This window comes from Metabacillus flavus (genome assembly GCF_018283675.1).
GTDB classification, from domain to species: Bacteria; Bacillota; Bacilli; order Bacillales; family Bacillaceae; genus Metabacillus_B; species Metabacillus_B flavus.
Genome location: NZ_JAGVRK010000001.1, coordinates 3,028,934 through 3,046,657, shown reverse-complemented (window position 1 = coordinate 3,046,657; position 17,724 = coordinate 3,028,934). Strand labels below are relative to the sequence as shown.

Sequence of the window (17,724 nt, the reverse complement as noted above, 5' to 3'; positions counted from 1 at the left end):
CGATTTTTACGGATTACGGGGGTATGCAAGGTGATTACCACAATGCGCAAAACATTCAGGGAGACTTTAGCCTTAGCTGTTGATGATGCCAGGCAGGGGCAGCAGGTTATCGTCAGCCGAACCATTCCTGTTCCACATATTAACCCCCTTCATTTTTATGCTGCAGCGGAAGATCTTTATTCTGGTGAGAGAACATTTTGGATGTCTCCTAATTCAGATGAGACCATGGTTGGAGCAGGAAATGAATGGATTATAGATACAGCTGAACAGTCCAATGCAAGATTTACGGAGATTGAAATCGAATGGAAGCGCTTTAAAAAGTATACGGACTCGGCAGATTCTGATTATAAAAAGGGTCCAATCCTAATGGGCGGATTTTCTTTTGATCCATTAAAAAATAATAACCATCTCTGGAAGCCATATAAGGAAGGCCGGTTTGTTCTTCCGAGTTTTTTATGCACCTGGAAAAAAGGGCAAAAGCCTGAAATCACTATCTCAAAGGTGATTTTGCCCAATGAGACAGCTGAAGAGGCAGAGGCTGACTTTACTAAACGGACTTTGTATATAAAGAAGCTTTGCAGGGGTAAAATTACTGCTTGCAGCACTCCCGCTCCATTCGAAATGAATGAGCACCACACAGAAGAATGGCTCGCCTCCATTTCAAAGGCAACAGATTCAATACGCAAAGGAGAACTTGATAAGGTTGTTCTTGCAAGAGACATTACCCTTGATTCTGAAAAGCCGATTGATGTCCAGGGAGCCCTGAAAACACTGATTAAAGAGCAGCAATCCTCTTTCCGGTTTATTTTTGAAAACGGCACCTCAAGCTTTATAGGTGCTACACCGGAGAGGCTTGTGCAAATAAAGGATCAGCACGTCCGTTCTGCATGTCTTGCGGGAACAATAAAAAGGGGGTCATCGAATAAAGAGGATCAGATGCTCGAGAGTGCGCTGCTGGAGGACGAAAAAAACCTTGAAGAACATGCTTATGTAGTAAAAATGATAAGAGAAGCTCTTCTTAATCATTGTTCAGATCTTCATTGTCCGGATGGACCGGGAATTTATAAAACCAAAAACGTTCAGCATTTATATACACCAATTGAGGGATTCTTGAATAAACATTCTTCGCTCCTTGATATCGTTAAACACCTGCATCCGACACCGGCACTTGGAGGATTGCCGCAGGAAAAAGCAATGAGTATGATTAGAGATATCGAACCGATGGACCGGGGCTGGTATGCCGCGCCGATCGGATGGCTTGATGCAGAAGGAAACGGTGAATTTGCAGTCGCAATCCGCTCAAGTCTTGTGAATGAAAATTCCGCTGTTTTATATGCAGGGTGCGGAATTGTTAAGGATTCAGATCCGGAGATGGAATATGAAGAGACAAAAATGAAGCTAAGGCCGATGCTTTCAGCTTTAGGAGGCCTGAAATATGACAGGACGTGATTCTTTAACCCGTTATGCTGCAGGATTTATTGATGAGCTTGCAGCACAGGGGATAACAGATGCCGTGATCAGCCCGGGCTCAAGATCAACTCCTTTTGCCATTCTGCTTGCAGAGCACCCTGAAGTAAGGACTCATCTCCAAATTGATGAGAGATCCGCTGGTTTTTATGCTCTCGGAATGGCAAAGCGCCTCCAGCGGCCCGTTGCTTTATTGTGCACATCCGGTACAGCTGCTGCTAATTACTATCCAGCAGTGGTTGAAGCTCATTATTCAAATGTACCATTAGTCGTGCTGACAGCAGATCGTCCGCATGAATTGAGGGATGTAGGAGCTCCTCAAGCGATTAATCAGAATGAAATGTACGGAAGCTATGTAAAATGGTTTACTGATGCAGCAATTCCAGAGGATCGGCCCTTTATGCACCGGTATGCCAGAACTCTAGCGGCACGAGCGTACAGCCAGTCAGCTGCTGTACCAATGGGCCCGGTCCATTTGAATTTTCCATTCAGAGAACCCCTGATTCCTAATCTCGAACTTCCTTCCCTTTGGCGGGAAGAAGGAACGAGACAAAAACAAGCACGTAAAGGCCAGGCAGTTACACTGGCTGAAGGCGCAGAAATTAAAAGGCTGATTGAGTCACTGAGCGGTATGGAAAAGGGATTGATTGTATGCGGGGAAATACAAGGACATGCATACAAGGAGGCTGTGGCAGCTCTTGCATCAGCGACAGGATTTCCGGTACTTGCCGACCCCCTTTCCAATATGCGGACAGGTTCTCACTCAAAAGACATGATTATTGAAAATTATGATTCCATATTAAAAGATGAAACATTAAGAGAGAGACTAAAACCTGAAGCGGTCATCCGATTGGGAGCCATGCCCGTTTCTAAGCCGCTGTTTCTTATGCTCAGAGATTCACCTGAGATTTATCAGATTGTCGTTGATCAGAATGGCAAGTGGCGCGACCCGACTTTAGCAGCTGCAGAAATGTTTTCTGTTGATGAAGCAGCCTTTTGCCGAGAGCTTTCAACTGAAATTTTCAAGAAAAATGATGAGTATGCTTTAGCATGGAAGCATGCCAATCAAATTTTTAGAAATCATCTGCCTTTACTTGACGAGGGCGGCGATTTATTTGAAGGAAAAGCATTCCTGGAGCTGATGGAGCTTATGCCGGATGATTCCCAGCTATTTGTAGGAAACAGTATGCCTATACGGGATGCTGATACGTATTTCGGAGTAACGGATAAGAATATTACCATTTACGCTAATAGAGGGGCAAACGGGATTGATGGTGTTGTTTCCTCAAGCATGGGAGTGGCGGCAGCTTCTCAATCTCCTACCGTTCTCGTCATTGGAGACTTATCTTTTTATCACGATTTAAATGGTCTCTTGGGAGCCAAGTTGAATGATCTGTCTTTGACTATTGTGTTGCTGAATAACGATGGCGGAGGAATTTTTTCATTCCTGCCCCAATCTGCCGAAGAAAAGCATTTTGAGCAATTATTCGGTACACCTATTGGCCTGGACTATGGAAAAGCGGCTCAATTATATGGAGCAGAATATTCTCTTATTCAAAGTTGGGAAGAATTCGCGTCGGCTTTTAAAACGTCTGCAGGACAAAAAGGTATCCAGATTATTGAAGTTCCTACAAACCGCAAAACACGTGTCAAAATACATCGTGATTTGCTGCAATTTGTTTCCCAGGAAATAATGAAAGATGTAAGCTATGATTAAAACGATCAGAGGTGTGCGCTATCATTTCCAAGTCATCGGTGGAGGTTCTCCTCTTTTGCTCCTGCATGGATTTACGGGTGCAGGCAGCGACTGGGAAGAAATGATCCCAGCGCTCACAGGGTGGAAGCTCATTCTAATTGATTTAATCGGTCATGGGAAGACGGAAGCACCTGCTGAAGAAGCACGCTATACAATGGCCGAAGTATGCAAGGATCTAGCTGTTATTTTAGATGAACTGGATATTAACAAAGCAGCTGTTGCCGGCTATTCAATGGGTGGCCGCACAGCATTGAACTTTACCATACTGTTTCCGGAAAGAGTGTCTCATTTGATTCTTGAAAGTGCCTCTCCGGGTCTTAAGACGCTTGAGGAGAGAACAAAGCGGATAAACAGCGACAGACTTTTAGCAGAAAAAATAACGGCAGGCGGGGTTGCTTCTTTTGTTGATGCATGGGAAAAGCTGCCGCTGTTTTCAAGTCAGGCAGCTCTTCCGCCGGAAAAAAGACGGGCGATTCGGGAACAGCGTCTTTCAAATAGCACTATAGGACTTGCCAACAGTCTCCGGGGGATGGGTACGGGTATTCAGTATAGCTGGTGGGGACAACTACACCAATGCCTTCTGCCCGTCCTTATACTGGTTGGAGAGCTTGATGCCAAGTTTTGCAAAATCGGAAGAGAAATGGCCGAACTGTTTGAAAATAGCCGGTATATAGAAGTAAATGATGCAGGCCATGCAATCCATGTGGAACAACCTCGGATTTTTGGTACAATAGTAAATGGGTTTCTAAAACAATAGGGAGGTTTTCAGAATGTCATTTGAATGGGTAGCAGAACGTAAATATGAAGATATTCTTTATGAAACTTACAATGGAATTGCAAAAATCACCATTAACCGCCCGGAAGTACATAACGCATTCCGTCCAAAAACGGTAATGGAGCTTATTGATGCTTTTGCTTATGCAAGAGACGACTCCAATGTGGGAGTTATTATCCTGACAGGTGCCGGTGAAAAAGCCTTCTGTTCAGGCGGAGACCAAAAAGTACGCGGCCATGGCGGCTATGTAGGCGAAGACCAAATCCCTCGTCTAAATGTTCTTGACCTGCAAAGACTGATCCGTGTTATTCCTAAACCGGTTATCGCAATGGTAGCAGGCTATGCAATCGGAGGAGGACATGTTCTTCATATCGTCTGTGATTTGACGATTGCAGCGGATAATGCCGTATTTGGACAAACAGGACCTAAAGTGGGAAGCTTTGATGCCGGATACGGTTCAGGCTATCTAGCACGAATCGTAGGCCATAAAAAAGCCCGTGAAATTTGGTTCCTTTGCCGTCAATACAATGCACAGGAAGCGTTGGATATGGGACTTGTCAATACCGTTGTACCGATTGAACAGCTTGAAAAAGAAACAGTTCAATGGTGTGAGGAGATTCTTGAAAAGAGTCCAACTGCTATCCGCTTCCTTAAAGCTGCATTTAACGCAGATACAGATGGTCTTGCAGGAATTCAGCAATTTGCCGGTGATGCAACTCTTTTATATTACACAACGGATGAAGCGAAAGAAGGAAGAGATGCGTTTAAAGAAAAACGCGATCCTGATTTCAAGCAATTCCCTCGTTTTCCTTAAACCGAAGCTTTACAGGCAGCCCTTAACCGGCTGCCTGTCTTTGTATTAAAAGCTTGGTTAGTTTGGATAACCATTAAGAGAGGAGGCAGAACCATGGAAACAACGACTATGCCGAACTGGCTCAAGCAGCGGGCGTATATGACACCTGAGAGGATTGCTTTAGAGACAGCGGAAGAATCCTTAACCTTTTTGGAGCTGCATCAAGAAGTGCTGGGAAGGGCTGGCGCTTTAGGGAGCCTTGGAATCCAGAAGGGCGATCATATTGCCATTCTGATGGGGAACAGTGCAGAAATGGTCAAAATTATTCATGCAGTGTTTTATTGCGGGGCAACTGCAGTCCTTTTAAATACAAGGCTTACAGAAGAAGAATGGGAGTATCAGTTTCTCGATTCTAGAGCAAAACTCATCATAGCATCTCCGGAATATTATGACCGCGTACCAGTAAATGAAAATAAAAAATTATCCTTAATGGATGCCGTACGTTTATTACAAAAGCCTGCAGTATACGAGGAAGAATACGATTTAAATCAAACTGCAGTCATTATGTACACTTCCGGTACGACAGGAAAACCGAAAGGGGTCATGCAAACGTTCGGCAATCACTATTGGAGCGCCGTTGGTTCTGCACTAAACCTTGGTTTGCATACGGAAGACAAATGGCTGGCAGCAGTGCCTTTGTTTCATATAAGCGGGCTTTCTATTTTGTTTAGAAGTGTTATTTACGGAATGACCGTTAGCCTCCATGAGCGTTTTGATGCCGAAACCATTAATCAATCCATCATCCATAATAAAACCAGTATCATTTCAGTGGTGAGTACGATGCTTGACGGGATGCTGGAAAATCTTAAAGAGCGTTCCTATCCAAAAACATTCCGCTGCATGCTTTTAGGCGGGGGGCCTGCGCCTGCGTCCTTACTTAATCAATGCAAAGAGAAGGACATTCCTGTCGTTCAAACCTATGGTATGACGGAAACCTCCTCTCAGTTTGCAACACTCTCCATGGAAGATTCACTTCGGAAATCAGGCTCTGCCGGAAAACCGCTTTTCCCGTGCCAAATAAAAATTGTGAAAGAATCCGGAGCTGCTGCAGAAATCAACGAGCCGGGTGAAATTATGGTTAAAGGACCGAATGTCATGAAGGGATATTGGAACAGGCAAGAGGCTACAGCGAGAGCGCTTAAAAAAGGCTGGCTTCATACGGGTGACATCGGGCGAATGGATGAGGATGGTTTCCTTTATGTTCTGGACAGGCGCTCAGATTTAATCATCTCAGGTGGCGAAAACATATATCCTGCAGAAATTGAATCGGTGCTGATGGAGCATCCTTTGGTAAAGGAAGCAGGAGTTACAGCAGTTCCAGACGAAAAATGGGGACAGGTCCCGTACGCATTCGTAGTAGCCTCAGAAAACCTGACTGCGAATGAACTGCTTCACTTCAGCGCTAAAAAATTGGCAAAATATAAAGTGCCCAATGGGATTACTTTTGTAAGCCAACTCCCGAGAAACGCCTCCCGCAAGCTTCAAAGACATGTATTGAAAGGGATGATGCAATGATGAAAATAAAAAAAATAACCTTGCATCTGACGGAAATGAAGCTTGTTGAACCATTTGAATCAAGTCTTGAAAGAGTAGAAAACAGGGAAAGCATTATCGTAGAAGCTGAGGACGAACAGGGCATAATTGGATGGGGGGAGGGCGTCGCTTTTTCTTCTCCCTGGTATACAGAGGAAACGGTTAAGACGAGTGCGCATATGCTTGAAGATTTTCTGATTCCGATTTGTCTGAACACAGATTACTCCCACCCAAATGAAGTAAGTGCTTCCTTTTCAAGCTTGAAACGAAACCGGATGGCGAAGGCAGCTCTTGAAATGGCTTGCTGGGATCTGTATGGCAGGCAAACTGGGCAGTCCTTATCGAACCTAATGGGAGGAACGAAGCGGCATATTGAAGCTGGTATCGTAATTGGCCTGGCCCCTCTTCAGGAAATGCTTGCTTCAATAGAAGGTGCACTTGCTTCCGGATATAAAAGATTTAAGGTGAAAATCAAGCCTGGCAGAGATATTGAATTAATCAGGGAAATCCGAAGGGCTTATCCAAATTTGCCATTGATGGCAGATGCGAACTCCGCCTATTCACTTGAACAGGCAGACCTGTTGAAAGCGCTGGACGAATTTGAATTAATGATGATTGAACAGCCGTTAGCTGCTGATGATATCATCGACCATGCTGTTTTGCAAAGAAAAATCCAAACTCCGATCTGTCTTGATGAAAGTATTGAATCGGCAGATGACGCCAGAAAAGCAATAAACCTGGGCAGCTGCCGAATCATCAATATTAAACCAGGCAGGGTAGGAGGACTAGCCGAGACAAAAAAAATTCACGATATCTGCCAGGCACAGGGAATTCCAGTTTGGTGCGGAGGAATGCTTGAAACGGGAATTTCCAGAGCCCATAATATTGCCGCGGCGTCGCTTTCAAATTTCTCCATTCCAGGGGATATTTCGTCCTCGTCAAGATATTGGCATGAGGACATCATTGTACCTGAAGTCATCGTAGAAAACGGAGAAATTCTAGTTCCCGAAGGTCCAGGAATTGGATTTGAAGTAAACCGGCAGCTATTAAAAAAATATACAAAACAGATTTTTACGTTTTCAAAATAACCTCCTAAGCCGGGGTTATTATTTTTTTACAAGTAAAAACGCTAAATAAAGGGAGATAAAAGCAATATGCTGCTTTGCCCCAAGCCTTTTTCAGCGCTATACTTTCGTGGAAAGGAGGGATCCACATTTTATGAATGCTTGTGCTGGAACCAGTGATCACGATCCGCTGAAAAGGAAAAGGTTTATAGCCGCGCTGCTGTTAAAACGCAATGTCTCCCCTGACACCGTCCAGGAGCTGACCCAGCTCTCCAAAGACGAAATTCAAGACCTGCTGCTTCAAGCCCAGCAAACTCTAACCCAATAACCCATCCAAAAGCGCTCATCTGTTTGCACCAGTACGATTTACTGGTGTTTTTTTACTGTTTTCAAAAGGTGTGCAGGGCTGCCGGGTTCTAAATGAAAGTCCTGTGAAACTTAGCTGTTGATTGCAGCTAGCAGGCATTCGCTTATCTTTGGGCGGGCGGTGAGCCTCCTCCTGGCTTCGCCGCTGCGGGGTCTCACCTGTCCCGCTGCTCCCGCAAGAGTCTCACGCCTTCCGCTCCAATCAACAGGTGTCAAAAATCAACATCATGCTTTAACATGGCCAAATGAAAAAACCCGGCCATTAGGCCGGATTTACTCATAGATCCTGTGGTTTAAAGGTTTTGCAGTCTGTTTCTTCGCTTTTGCTTGCATGATTCCCTGCATGGCTGACTACATAGATGGCATCGGCCGTACAGTTGTTGCCTTGGCCCCAGTAGGTGCAGTTGTTTACTTCACATTGAATTTTTTGATGGGACATCCTGTATTCCTCCTTCACTTTAATGTTATTTTTTCACTTTGGCTGCCATTGCATACCTGATATCTTCAGGATTCATTTTCCTCTGCGGTTTTGGGGTTTTTCATAAACAAGTTCCAGAAGAAAATGAAGCCTGGAAAAAGAATGGCAAACCCTACAATGTAGCTGATAAATAGAGCATGAAATGTATTTGGATCAGTGAATCCTGCGTCGAGTGTAATATCAGGATAAATCATATATGGAAGATGGGCGCGTCCGTAGGCATAGCTTGCGAAAAAATATTGCAATAAAACAGCGACCATGGCAATTCTCGGTCTTCCCAGAGTGTTTCTGTTTTTAAATGGGATAAACAGAGCTGCTCCGGCAATTAAAAACATGACCACTGAACTGATGAGTGCAGGCAAATATTCCATCATATTGCTGTAAATCCAGCTTGCTTCTGAACGAAGCGTCAGCATGATAAGAAAAGCCATGACAAGTGAAATCGGGCCAGTAATCAGAGCGTCTCTCCGATAAACTTCATAGGCTTTTTCTTCGCCGGCAAGATTGCGTGAATAGTCGGCAAGCAGCAGGGAGGAGAGAAATAAGGTGCTGCTTACGGCAAATCCTATAAAGGCGAAAACATTGGGACTTGTGAAAACCGTACCAATTTGAAGCTGGTGGACACCATCCACTACTTTGATGTACTTGCCGTGCGTAATAGGCAATATGGAAATCAATAGGGCTGGAATGATAAACCCGGAAATTCCTGAAATATAGGTTAAGGCACGTTCATAATCCTTTGCAATATGGGAGAAGACGAGAAAGCCGCTTCGGATTGCAAGAAGTAAGAGAATCATGCTTCCCGGTATGAGCAGGACGGTTCCAAGAATATAGGCTGCCCCCGGGAAAAAACTGAACACAGCTACGACAATTGCCACGATGAAAACATTTGTTACTTCCCAAGTGGGGCTTAAATAGCGGTTTGCGATATTGGTTGCTTTTGTCTTTTTCTGATTTAAGTAAATCATCGACCAAAAGCCTGCGCCAAAGTCCATTGTTCCCATTACAGCATAGATAAAAATAAAACCCCAAAGGACTGTGATCGCGAGTAGTGCATCAGCGGATACGCCCATTTTGTGCTGCCTCCTTATGTAGTCGCTTGAGCGCTTTAATAAACATCTACACCATTTCCTTCTCTGGAATTACCCTGAGCAGCCGCAAGATCTTTTTCAACGGTATTCCGCTTGAAGTAATAAAGAAGAACAAGAAGAACGGCGGTCCCTAATATGGCGTACACAACAGTAAAGCATAAAAACAGCGTTCCAATATTTCCGGATTTGGTCACGACCTCAGACGTTTTAAGCAATCGGTAGATCACCCACGGCTGACGGCCTGTACACGCAAAAATCCAGCCGAATTCGATGGAAAGAAGGGATAGGGGACCGGCTGGAATGCAGACCCATAAAAACCATTTAGGGAAAGGCCTCTTTATAAATTTCTTCCACACAAGACCGAATAGTGAAAGTCCAATCAGTGCACTGCCGATTAATACCATTGCGTTAAAAAGGGTGTGAACGAATAATGGAGGCCAATATTCCTCCGGGAAATCGTTAAGGCCTTTTACTTCTGTATCAAAGCTGTTACCAGCAAGAAAACTCAGCGCCCAGGGAATTTCAATCCCATATTTGATTTCCTGCGCCTCTCTGTCGGTGAATCCGCCTATTGCAAGCGGCGCATGGTCCTGGGTTTCAAATAAGCCTTCTGCTGCGGCTAGTTTTTCAGGCTGATACTCATGAAGCATTTGAGCCGATTCGTGCCCATTAATGGCAGTTAAAAAAGAGGACACGAGTCCAATTAGAAGGCTCATAATAAATGCCTTTCGGTGAAAGGTGAATAGCCGCTCGTTTTTTCTGTTTTTCAGCATTTTAAAGGCTGCAATTGTGGTGATCATAAAAGCTCCGGTCATAAAGGCGGAAAACGCTACATGAGCAGCGGAAACAAGGAAACTGGGATTGAAAAATGCCGCCCATGGATCAACATCCACAATCTCTCCATTTTGAATTCGAAAGCCTGCCGGAGTCCCTTCGAAAGCATGAACATTTGTTATCAGAACGGCTGATGCTGTTGCGCCCAGAAAAATAAAAAATACACTAAGAAGTCTTGTTTTCGGTCCGATTCGGTCGTATGCGTAAACGTAGATGGACATGAACAGAGCTTCAATGAAAAATGCATAAATTTCGATTTGAAAAGGTAGGGACATGACTCGTCCAATTACCTCCATAAAGCCTGGCCATAAAAGGGTCAGCTGCGTTCCTGCAATGGTTCCGGTAGGGATTGCCACTCCAAGGAGAACAGCCTGACCCTTTGTCCAGCGCTTGGCCATAATCGAGTAATCAATATCCTTCGTACGCTGAAACATGATTTCAGCAAAAAAGATCATCAATGGAATTCCTACCCCGAGTGTTGCAAAGATAATATGAAATCCCATCGTCGTTCCAAAAAGGGAGCGAGCAAACACTAAATCTGTCATAACAATCCGCCTTTCCTGTCTGATTTCCTTTCCTTATTATCCGCTTTTTACCAATCATTATTCGTGTTATCACTCTAGAAAAGCAGACAGCTGATATGGCTGGGTTCATATAAATCCAGAGCTGAAAAACGGGGTACTTAAAGAATAGGCTCCTTCTGAGAACACAATGACTAACCAAAATAAAGACTTATATGAAAACTCCTTGCTATGGTATGTTTTCATTAATGTTTTTTAAAATTATCCTTTGAAGGGTGCTAATGCTTCGTGACCTTAAATTTTAAAATGGAACGTCCAAAAATCCCAAAAGATCTTAAAGAGGGAAATTTTCAGGACGTATTTGATGATGAAGACCCATATATGTCCAACTGCCTGATTTCAAACACCGAGGCTGATTATGTGGAAATTGATAAATTAACTCTTTCCAAAGTAGTAATTAATCATGTGCGTCTGGTAAATGCTTCTTTTAAGAGAATTGATTTAACAGATGCTGTTTTTGAAAACTGTGATTTGTCCAATGTTGATTTAAGCGAGGGAAATCTAAACAGAGTCGTTTTCAAGGACTGCAAACTAATGGGGCTGAATGTTTCGGAGGCTAATCTCGGAAATGTAACCTTTGAAAACTGTCTGTTAAATTTGGCCGATTTTGGGGATGCCCGTTTAAAACAAATTACGTTTGAACGTTCATCTTTGCAAAATGTCAATTTTTTCGATGCTAGATTTAATAAGATTATATTTGAACAATGTGATTTGAACTCCGCTGATTTTACAGGCACTGCTTTAAAAGGGATAGACATAAGTACATGTCATTATGATCAGATTAGTTTGCAGCCTGGAAATTTGGAAGGCTGTGTGGTTTCTTCTGAACAGGCAATTGGTTTTGCTGCGCTACTAGGGCTGCGTATAAAAGAATAAAGTGGCGGGACTGTCCGGAAAGTGAATTTTCAAAGCTCCTTTCACTGTTTGAAATTCTATTGTTTTTGGCTGATTTTCGCTTCAGGATGATCCCTTACAGTAATGAGAATGGCTGATTCGCTCTCCGCAGGGAGGCGGTGTGCAGGTTCTTTACGGGTTTGTCCCCCCAATGAGTCCGGCCCTCTCCTTTCCTATAAAGCCTATATAAAAACGCCAAAATTGACATGGTCACGACCATTTGTTAATATTAAAACGTAAACATTACGATTTGTAAGGAAGGGGTAATAATCATGAAACAAGCCATACATCCAAACTATCAAAAAGTCGTCTATATGGACGTGAATAGCGGATTCAAATTTTTAAGCGGCTCAACTAAAGGGGCCAACGAAACAATTAAGTGGGAGGACGGGAATACCTATCCCCTCATTAAAATGGAAACGACTGCGGATACTCATCCGTTCTATACTGGCAGACAGAAGTTTGCTGATAAAGGCGGCCGCGCTGATCGTTTCATGAAAAAATATAATATGTAAAATGAAAAGTCGGCTTCCATTGAAGGAAGCCGACTTTTTGAATTCATGAAATTAGTTTACGCCTACCTGAGTCCAGGCACTAGCGACTCCGTTATACGTGCTGCTTCCGCTGCCATATAAATCTGCAGCAGATTGAAGAAGAGCTGCGCGGGCATTGCTAAAGCTGCTTGTTGGAGTCAGGTATCTAGTCAATGCACGGTAGTAGATTTTTTCAGCTGCTGATTTACCGATGCTTTGAACTGTATAATAGAAGGCTTTATTTGGGATACCGCTGTTCGTATGAACTCCTCCATTATCAGAAGATGTGTATACATAGTTAGCGAAGTTGCTCGGCTGTCCATATGCTTCGGGATTAGAAAGACTTCTTAAGGCATCACCGGATCTGCCAGGAGTGTAGACATCTTCACCCATTAAGTAATCCGGATCAAGGAAGTATCCAAAAACATCGGACATAGATTCATTTAATGCACCTGATTGGTTTTGGTATTGCAGGTTCGCTGTTCTTTCAGTCACAGCATGTGTAAGCTCATGGGCAACAACATCCAATGCTCCGGAAAGGGAAGTGAAGGTAGAGCCATCTCCATCTCCATAAACCATTTGAGATCCGTTCCAGAACGCATTGTTATAGCGGCTGCCATAATGAACAGTAGAGCGGATTGTACCGCCATTACCGTCGAAACTATTACGTCCGTGAGTGTTTTTATAGTAATCATACACTTTTCCTGCATAGAAGTGAGCGTCTACATCAGCACGCTGTCCAGTAGCATTGAAGACGTTATCGCTGTCAACGGAATAAGAACCGGGAAGGCTTGATCCATTTTTTGCTGTAAACGTCTCAATTACACCTGTCATAGCCTTTGTAATGTCATATAAATAATAAGTATTGCTTGAGAAGTAAGTATTCAGGGATTTCGTATCACCCAATACCCCTGTCCCGGAGCCTGTTGCATCGTTTACTGCGTTGTAGGAATCAATAATTTCTCCTGTATTTGCATCAACGTAGATTTGCCAGTTGGCTCCGTATGGTTTAATGAATTGAAGCTGAACTTTATAAGCCAGATGGAATTGATTGTTTTTCTTGTAAAGAACAAGCTCGCCTTTTTCATTTGAACTTTTCACATTGCTTTTCTTAACAGGACCTTGGGGAATGGACTGTTCTTCAGCTTCAGTTTCTTTTTTAGATAGATTAATAGATTTCCATGCCAAATCTGAAGCCTTAGATTTGGAGATTTTTGCTTTTGTGCTCTTAACCTGTGCTTTAACGTCATCATGCAAAGCTCCATTTGCAGCAGTTACTGTACCGTTTTTATCAGTATGAACGATATACACAGCGCCATCCACTGGTACACCATTTACCGATTGAATGTATTTGTAATGAGTAAATCCAAGTTCATCTTTTTCTTCGCTCAAGAGAGTCAGTTCATTGGAGGGATCAATCTTTACTGCGTTTTCTTGCTTAAGGAAGCTTCTTGCATCTGCTTCTTTTTGAACTTTAATAGAGGATTTAATACCGGTATGAAAAGATGGACTGCCTTTGTCTTTAAGCCATTGCTTCTGGACAAGCTGTGCTTTCTCTTGAAAATTATTGTCTGTTAGAGCAGTCAAAGCAGATGCAGACGGCAGGGCGGAGCCTAATGTTAATGCAGTACCAATAACTATTGCAGCAAACTTTTTGTTCAAACGAATTCCCCTCTCCAAATATGAAATTGTGTATTACAAATAGAATAGTAGCACCATCAAACGGAAAAACATATCAAAAGTTTTCTAAAAATTCAAAATGATTAATAGGACTCATATAGCTTCGGAAATTATAGGGAATAGGATTCAAGGGGAAGATTATGTAACAAAATATGCTTTTACACATAAGAAAATATGAAAATTTTAAGGAAAATCCCTTTGGAAAATTGATTTTATTATTGAAAAACCTTCTCAATTATATGCTTTAAAGCGATAGTGAATCTATTTTCTAATATAGTAATATAGGAGAGGGTTAAATTCGGGATGAAATACGAGATGATTTGCAAAGGGGGATAGACCTATTATCCCTATGGGTTTACCGTTTTTTCTCGACATTTATAGGACGTTAACTGTGCCTTCAGGAGGTTGCGTGCATGAGGGATTAATGGCAAAATGCCCATTTTTCCTATCACAGCATGGAAGAGTCTGCTCATTCAAGCTAATAACGGCAAGAAGTATGCGTTTTCAAATGACATTGGAACAGATATTTGGAGGAAGGGAAGATGGTCGTAGCTATATTAGTTTAAAAAAACCGCAAGGCCGGCGGGCGTCGCGGTTTAACTTTTATTATTCTGTCAGCGCGGTTTTCAAGGTCTCTAAATTTTTTCTCATAAGACTGAAATAATCCTCGCTGTTTTTTGCATCTTCTTCGGTTACGGATTCCAAATTACTTACAGTTAAAGGAGTTGCTCCAATTTCTTTCTGCACAATCTCTGAGAGCTTGCTGCTGATATTCTTTTCAAAAATTACATGTTTGATTTCATGTTCTTTAGCGTCCTTAATGATGGCGCTGATTTGCTTTTGGGAGGGCTCATCTGAAGCTGATAACCCCATTACACTAATTTGCTCAATTCCATAGCGTTCCTGCCAGTAGCCATATGCTGCATGAGAAACGAGAATTTCCTTTTTATCCGTTTTGGAAAGAGTATCCTTATATTCCTTGTCCAATTTCTCAAGGTTTGTCTTTAATGCAGCGAAATTCTTCTCAAAGGTTTCTTTGCCTTCAGGGTGTTTTTTAACGAGTGCATTCTTTATGTTTTCAGCCATCTGGATGGAACGGATTGGATCAAGCCAAACATGAGGATCGGTATCTCCATGTTCATGTCCTTCATGTTCATCATGGCCTGCTTCTCCTTCATGAGAATGAGCTGCACTTTTAGCGAGTTCAATTCCTTCTGCTGCCTTAACGATTTCAACATCCTCATTCTTTAATGTTTCTGCCGCTTTATCAGCAAACCCTTCAATGCCTGCTCCAGTGTAAATAAAAGCATCACCCTCTGCAATTTTAACCATGGTTTTAGTGGAGGGTTCAAAGGAATGTGCGTCTGTATTAGGAGGATACACGCTTTTAACTTCCACTAGATCTCCGCCGATTTTTTTTGTGAAATCTTCAAGCGGGAAAATCGTCGTATATATTTTCAATCTGCCATTCTTCGCCTCGTTCGTCTCGCCGCTTGATGAACATCCCGCCAGTGATGAAGCCGCAGCGAGGAGCAAAATTAAAGCAAGAGCTATTTTTCTCATTGTGTTTCTCCTCTCAAAAATAAACCAGTTCCTAATATCCTTCGCTATTATATCGTAAAGGTTACGATTTGAGAACCGGCAATAGCTAGAAATTTAGTCAATATCGTCACTTTTCTACTAGAGCGCTCTTTTGCAGACTGATTAAAATCGGTGAAAATAAGGTTTTTATCGCTTTTGGTGTTAGTTCGTCCAATCCAGGGAGTTCGCATTTTAAGCTTCTCTTAATCATTTTGGTTTAAACGTATATATGAAATAGACACGATTGGAATGGTATATGCTATATTGGATGTGATATGAATGCAAAGGAGCAGATGACAGTGAAGATACTTGATCACATTTTAGAACACAACCAGACATTCGTCGAAACTAAACAATATGAAAAATTTGAAACAAGCAAATTTCCTGATAAGAAGCTCGTAATTCTTACATGTATGGATACAAGGCTGGTTGAGCTTCTGCCAAATGCCATGAACTTCCGAAACGGTGACGTGAAGATTGTAAAAAGTGCAGGGGCTATAGTGGCGCATCCGTTTGGAAGTATTATGAGGAGTCTGCTGGTTGCTGTTTATGAGCTTGGTGCTGAAGAAATATGTGTTGTCGGCCATCATGACTGTGGAATGAGCAAGCTGAATGCAAAGTCATTTTTAGAAAAAACCAAGAACCGCGGCATCTCTCAGGATAAAATCGATTTGCTTCGCTACTCGGGCATGGATTTAGATAAATGGCTTCAGGGCTTTGATAAAGTAGAGGATAGTGTTTTACATAGTGTAGATGTCATAAAAAATCATCCCCTGCTTCCGGCCGATGTTAGGGTTCATGGACTGGTAATTGATCCTGGAACGGGCAAGCTGGATTTGATTACGAATGGGTATGAGTAGATTCCTTCTTTTCGGGAACCGGATCAAACCCGCCTGGATGCATAGGATTGCATTTAAGAATTCTTAAGGCTGTCAGCCAGCTTCCTTTAATGGCTCCATGCTTTTGAATTGCCTCTAAACCGTAATTTGAGCAGGTAGGGTAAAATCGGCAAGAAGGCGGAGTCATTGGAGAGATAAATTTTTGATAAAATCGAATGAGCTTCAAAAACAATGTTTTCATGATACGCCTCCTTTTATTAATGATATGAACGTGTAAACGCCCGGACAAATGTACCTTAATGTTATAAATTTACGTCAAAGGGAATAAAAAAGCAAAGAACATAAAAAAACCAAAGCCAATTAAGTTGATGGTTCTTATCGGAATTGTTACAATAGGCTTATGGAATATGAATAGGGAGTGAAAAATATGCCATCAGTAGAAAGCTTTGAGCTTGATCATAATGCAGTCAAAGCACCTTACGTAAGACATTGCGGCGTCCATAAAGTAGGATCCGATGGTGTTGTTAATAAATTTGATATCCGTTTCTGCCAGCCGAACAAACAGGCAATGAAACCCGACACGATTCACACGCTTGAGCATTTGCTTGCTTTTAATATTCGTGACCATGCAGAAAAGTACGATCATTTTGATATTATTGATATCTCGCCAATGGGCTGTCAAACGGGTTACTATCTTGTAGTCAGCGGAGAGCCGACTGTTAAGGAAATTATAGATCTTCTTGAGGATACATTAAAGTCAGCAATTGAAATTGACGAAATTCCAGCTGCAAATGAAAAGCAATGCGGACAAGCGAAGCTTCATGATTTGGATGGAGCGAAGCGTCTGATGAAGTTCTGGCTTGATCAGGATAAGAAAGAGCTTGAAAAAGTATTCGGATAATCTTATGTAAAGCCTGACAGCAATCCGCTGTCAGGCTTTTTTGTAAAGATAAGAAAGTATAAATTTCTACCCAATTATCTTTCTTTGTCCAGCTCCAGCGGCTAGCCCTTCGGCCGCTTCACCGGTTCAGTCAAAGTCAAAAAGCGACTTTGCCAGTCCCGGTTCCACCGTCTCTCAGAGCTGAACAAGCCGCTTCCGCTTTTCTTATTGTCCAGGTCCAGCGGCTAGCCCTTCGGCCGCTTCACCGGTTCAGTCAAAGTCAAAAAGCGACTTTGCCAGTCCCGGTTCCACCGTCTCTCAGAGCTGAACAAGCCGCTTCCGCTTTTCTTATTGTCCAGGTCCAGCGGCTAGCCCTTCGGCCGCTTCACCGGTTCAGTCAAAGTCAAAGAGCGACTTTGCCAGTCCCGGTTCCACCGTCTCTCAGGGAGGCCTGCACGATGCAGGTCAGTTCAGCGTTGCGGCAGGACGCCGCGCTTCTAGCAGAACCTCCTTGCCAGA

General features: G+C 42.8%; 17 protein-coding genes. 11 read left to right on the top strand and 6 right to left on the bottom strand.

Translation table 11 applies throughout. The features are described from left to right. Positions 1-30: 30 nt before the first annotated feature. The 7 genes from J9317_RS15545 (at position 31) to J9317_RS15515 (ending at position 7,776) form a co-directional block, all read left to right on the top strand. Positions 31-1,449: an isochorismate synthase gene (locus tag J9317_RS15545; RefSeq protein WP_211560123.1), complete on the top strand. Its 1,419-nt coding sequence runs from the start codon at positions 31-33 to the stop codon at positions 1,447-1,449. Further along, complete coding sequence (gene menD / locus J9317_RS15540; protein WP_211560121.1) at positions 1,436-3,184, top strand: 2-succinyl-5-enolpyruvyl-6-hydroxy-3-cyclohexene-1-carboxylic-acid synthase; 1,749 nt, start codon at positions 1,436-1,438, stop codon at positions 3,182-3,184. Before J9317_RS15545 ends, menD begins: the two co-directional genes overlap by 14 nt. After that, positions 3,177-3,980 (top strand): 2-succinyl-6-hydroxy-2,4-cyclohexadiene-1-carboxylate synthase, encoded by an 804-nt coding sequence (gene menH, locus J9317_RS15535; protein WP_211560119.1) that lies wholly within the window; start codon positions 3,177-3,179, stop codon positions 3,978-3,980. Before menD ends, menH begins: the two co-directional genes overlap by 8 nt. 13 nt (positions 3,981-3,993) lie before the next feature. Then, positions 3,994-4,812, top strand: a complete 819-nt coding sequence (gene menB, locus J9317_RS15530) for a 1,4-dihydroxy-2-naphthoyl-CoA synthase (protein WP_211560117.1) — start codon at positions 3,994-3,996, stop codon at positions 4,810-4,812. A 93-nt stretch (positions 4,813-4,905) separates the two neighbouring features. Further along, positions 4,906-6,366: an o-succinylbenzoate--CoA ligase gene (locus J9317_RS15525; protein WP_211560115.1), complete on the top strand. Its 1,461-nt coding sequence runs from the start codon at positions 4,906-4,908 to the stop codon at positions 6,364-6,366. Continuing rightward, positions 6,366-7,472, top strand: coding sequence for an o-succinylbenzoate synthase (gene menC, locus J9317_RS15520; protein ID WP_211562428.1), 1,107 nt, complete (start codon positions 6,366-6,368; stop codon positions 7,470-7,472). The genes J9317_RS15525 and menC overlap by 1 nt, the downstream gene beginning before the upstream one ends. A gap of 130 nt (positions 7,473-7,602) precedes the next feature. Further along, on the top strand, positions 7,603-7,776 hold the full coding sequence (locus J9317_RS15515; protein ID WP_211560113.1) for a hypothetical protein: 174 nt from the start codon (positions 7,603-7,605) through the stop codon (positions 7,774-7,776). A gap of 315 nt (positions 7,777-8,091) precedes the next feature. On the opposite strand, the gene J9317_RS15510 is transcribed toward J9317_RS15515, so the two are convergent. From J9317_RS15510 to J9317_RS15500, 3 genes are all read right to left on the bottom strand, one after another. After that, positions 8,092-8,253 (bottom strand): DUF1540 domain-containing protein, encoded by a 162-nt coding sequence (locus tag J9317_RS15510; protein ID WP_211560111.1) that lies wholly within the window; start codon positions 8,251-8,253, stop codon positions 8,092-8,094. Positions 8,254-8,318: 65 nt separating this feature from the next. Continuing rightward, the gene (locus J9317_RS15505) at positions 8,319-9,365 is read right to left on the bottom strand and encodes a cytochrome d ubiquinol oxidase subunit II (RefSeq protein WP_211560109.1); all 1,047 of its coding nucleotides are present in this window, start codon (positions 9,363-9,365) and stop codon (positions 8,319-8,321) included. Between the two features lie 35 nt (positions 9,366-9,400). After that, on the bottom strand, positions 9,401-10,762 hold the full coding sequence (locus J9317_RS15500) for a cytochrome ubiquinol oxidase subunit I (protein WP_211560107.1): 1,362 nt from the start codon (positions 10,760-10,762) through the stop codon (positions 9,401-9,403). A 264-nt stretch (positions 10,763-11,026) separates the two neighbouring features. Between J9317_RS15500 and J9317_RS15495 the strand changes: the two genes are divergently transcribed. Both J9317_RS15495 and J9317_RS15490 read left to right on the top strand, forming a co-directional pair. Next, positions 11,027-11,674: a pentapeptide repeat-containing protein gene (locus J9317_RS15495; protein WP_211560105.1), complete on the top strand. Its 648-nt coding sequence runs from the start codon at positions 11,027-11,029 to the stop codon at positions 11,672-11,674. A gap of 290 nt (positions 11,675-11,964) precedes the next feature. Continuing rightward, a complete protein-coding gene (locus J9317_RS15490; protein WP_211560103.1) occupies positions 11,965-12,207 on the top strand; it encodes a type B 50S ribosomal protein L31 in 243 nt (80 codons plus the stop codon). 51 nt (positions 12,208-12,258) lie between these two features. Here J9317_RS15490 and J9317_RS15485 read toward each other — a convergent pair whose 3' ends face one another. Then, a complete protein-coding gene (locus tag J9317_RS15485; protein WP_211560101.1) occupies positions 12,259-13,887 on the bottom strand; it encodes a M4 family metallopeptidase in 1,629 nt (542 codons plus the stop codon). A 624-nt stretch (positions 13,888-14,511) separates the two neighbouring features. Then, the gene (locus J9317_RS15480) at positions 14,512-15,468 is read right to left on the bottom strand and encodes a metal ABC transporter substrate-binding protein (RefSeq protein ID WP_211560099.1); all 957 of its coding nucleotides are present in this window, start codon (positions 15,466-15,468) and stop codon (positions 14,512-14,514) included. A 317-nt stretch (positions 15,469-15,785) separates the two neighbouring features. Here J9317_RS15480 and J9317_RS15475 point away from each other — a divergent pair, with 317 nt between their 5' ends. Then, positions 15,786-16,346 (top strand): beta-class carbonic anhydrase, encoded by a 561-nt coding sequence (locus tag J9317_RS15475; protein ID WP_211560097.1) that lies wholly within the window; start codon positions 15,786-15,788, stop codon positions 16,344-16,346. Here J9317_RS15475 and yidD read toward each other — a convergent pair. After that, positions 16,327-16,566, bottom strand: coding sequence for a membrane protein insertion efficiency factor YidD (gene yidD / locus J9317_RS15470; RefSeq protein ID WP_211560095.1), 240 nt, complete (start codon positions 16,564-16,566; stop codon positions 16,327-16,329). The two genes, J9317_RS15475 and yidD, sit on opposite strands and share 20 nt — an antisense overlap. Positions 16,567-16,752: 186 nt before the next feature. Between yidD and J9317_RS15465 the strand changes: the two genes are divergently transcribed. Next, a complete protein-coding gene (locus J9317_RS15465) occupies positions 16,753-17,226 on the top strand; it encodes an S-ribosylhomocysteine lyase (RefSeq protein WP_211560093.1) in 474 nt (157 codons plus the stop codon). Positions 17,227-17,724 lie beyond the last annotated feature (498 nt).

Bases quoted from the DNA above. Each gene is read 5' to 3' on its own strand.
- menD (WP_211560121.1), top strand. From the start codon at position 1,436: ATGACAGGACGTGATTCTTTAACCCGTTATGCTGCAGGATTTATTGAT.
- menC (WP_211562428.1), top strand. From the start codon at position 6,366: ATGAAAATAAAAAAAATAACCTTGCATCTGACGGAAATGAAGCTTGTT.
- J9317_RS15510 (WP_211560111.1), bottom strand. From the start codon at position 8,253: ATGTCCCATCAAAAAATTCAATGTGAAGTAAACAACTGCACCTACTGG.
- J9317_RS15490 (WP_211560103.1), top strand. From the start codon at position 11,965: ATGAAACAAGCCATACATCCAAACTATCAAAAAGTCGTCTATATGGAC.
- J9317_RS15465 (WP_211560093.1), top strand. From the start codon at position 16,753: ATGCCATCAGTAGAAAGCTTTGAGCTTGATCATAATGCAGTCAAAGCA.
- J9317_RS15505 (WP_211560109.1), bottom strand. From the start codon at position 9,365: ATGGGCGTATCCGCTGATGCACTACTCGCGATCACAGTCCTTTGGGGT.
- menH (WP_211560119.1), top strand. From the start codon at position 3,177: ATGATTAAAACGATCAGAGGTGTGCGCTATCATTTCCAAGTCATCGGT.
- J9317_RS15515 (WP_211560113.1), top strand. From the start codon at position 7,603: ATGAATGCTTGTGCTGGAACCAGTGATCACGATCCGCTGAAAAGGAAA.
- J9317_RS15525 (WP_211560115.1), top strand. From the start codon at position 4,906: ATGGAAACAACGACTATGCCGAACTGGCTCAAGCAGCGGGCGTATATG.
- menB (WP_211560117.1), top strand. From the start codon at position 3,994: ATGTCATTTGAATGGGTAGCAGAACGTAAATATGAAGATATTCTTTAT.
- yidD (WP_211560095.1), bottom strand. From the start codon at position 16,566: ATGAAAACATTGTTTTTGAAGCTCATTCGATTTTATCAAAAATTTATC.
- J9317_RS15480 (WP_211560099.1), bottom strand. From the start codon at position 15,468: ATGAGAAAAATAGCTCTTGCTTTAATTTTGCTCCTCGCTGCGGCTTCA.
- J9317_RS15500 (WP_211560107.1), bottom strand. From the start codon at position 10,762: ATGACAGATTTAGTGTTTGCTCGCTCCCTTTTTGGAACGACGATGGGA.